The 1,641-nt window shown below is 64.6% G+C and carries 2 protein-coding genes; one reads left to right on the forward strand and one right to left on the reverse strand.

Annotated elements, in window-relative coordinates; genetic code table 11:
- Positions 1-1,045: MFS transporter (locus EN969_RS30220; protein ID WP_164758629.1), on the forward strand; the 1,045-nt coding region annotated here is incomplete at its 5' end.
- Positions 1,046-1,118: 73 nt separating this feature from the next.
- Here the strand turns inward: EN969_RS30220 and EN969_RS30225 are convergent.
- On the reverse strand, positions 1,119-1,641 hold a 523-nt coding region (locus tag EN969_RS30225), incomplete at its 5' end, for a gamma-glutamyl-gamma-aminobutyrate hydrolase family protein (RefSeq protein ID WP_164758630.1).

A 1,641-nucleotide genomic window follows, 5' to 3' on the forward strand; every position in this document is an offset into this window, starting at 1 on the left:
CCGGTTCGGGCGGCGGCCGATCCTGCTCGCATCGGTGCTGACCTTCTCCATCGACAATCTGATCTGCGCCGTCGCCTGGTCCTACCCGATGCTGTTCATCGGGCGCGTGCTGGCCGGCATTTCGGGCGCCAGCTATTCGACGACATCGGCCTTCATCGCCGACATCTCGAACGATGACAATCGGGCTAAGAATTTCGGCCTGCTCGGCATCGCATTTGGCGTCGGCTTCGTCATCGGGCCGGTTCTGGGCGGGCTGCTCGGCACGTTCGGGCCGCGCGTGCCGTTCTATTTCGCCGCCGGGCTCGCCTTCGTGAATTTCCTCATCGCTTTGTTTTTCCTGCCGGAAACGCTCGATGACAAGCACCGCCGCCGCTTCGAGTGGAAACGCGCCAACCCGGTCGGCACGCTTCTGCAGATGCGCCAATATCAAGGCATCGGCTGGATCGGGCTTGTCTTCTTCCTGATGACGCTCGGGCATATGATGTATCCGGCGGTCTGGTCGTTCGTCTCCAGCTACCGCTATGGCTGGAGCGAGCAGCAGATCGGCTTCTCGCTCGGCGCCTTTGGCCTGTGCGGCGCGATCGTCATGGCGACGGTGCTGCCGCGCGTCATCCCTAGGCTTGGCGAGTGGAAGACCGCAGTCATCGGCCTGACATTCACGGCAGCCAGCGCCTTCGGCTACGCCTTCGCGTCGCAAGGCTGGATGATCTATGCGGTGATCGTCGTCGGCTGCCTGGAAGCGCTGGCCGACCCGCCGCTGCGGAGCCTCGCCGCCGCCAAGGTGCCGCCTTCGGCGCAAGGCGAACTGCAGGGCGCGATGACCTCGATCTTCTCGATCACCTCGATCATCACGCCGCTGCTCTACACGGCGATCTTTTCCTGGTTCACCGGGCCAAGCGCGCCGGTGACCTTCGGCGGCGCGCCCTATCTGCTGGGAGCGTGCTTCCTGACGCTGGCGGTCATCGTCTTTGTGACGAAAGTTGCGAGGCCGGCAGCGCGCACGAATGTCGCCACCGGTGTCGCTGAGGATGGAGCACAGGTGTGAGTCACAACCGCATTGCGCTCACCAGGGAGGGCCATCCCGGCAGGGCAATGAGGGGCGGCGCTACCGGATCGCGCTAAGCCCGTTCGGCCAGCAATTCCTCACCGCGCTTTTCGCGGATCAAATTGACGAAGCGGCGGAACAGGTAGTGTGAATCCTGCGGGCCGGGCGAAGCCTCGGGGTGATGCTGGACCGAGAACACCGGCCGGCCGGTCAGGGTGATGCCGCAATTCGAACCGTCGAACAGCGAGACGTGGGTTTCCTCGACGCCTGATGGCAGCGAGTCGGCATCCACGGCAAAGCCGTGGTTCATCGAGACGATCTCGACCTTGCCGGTGGTGTGGTCCTTGACCGGATGGTTGGCGCCGTGATGGCCCTGGTGCATCTTGGCGGTCTTGCCGCCCAGCGCCAGCGCCAGCATCTGGTGGCCAAGGCAGATGCCGAACACCGGGATGTCGGTCTTCAGCAGATCCCGGATGACCGGTACGGCATAGTCGCCGGTGGCTTCCGGGTCGCCGGGGCCGTTGGAGAGAAAAATGCCGTCCGGCTGCATGGCGAGGATTTCCTCGGCGCCGGACTTGGCCGGCACCACGGTGACC

The organism is Mesorhizobium sp. M7A.F.Ca.CA.003.01.2.1 (assembly GCF_003998945.1).
GTDB classification, from domain to species: Bacteria; Pseudomonadota; Alphaproteobacteria; order Rhizobiales; family Rhizobiaceae; genus Mesorhizobium; species Mesorhizobium ciceri.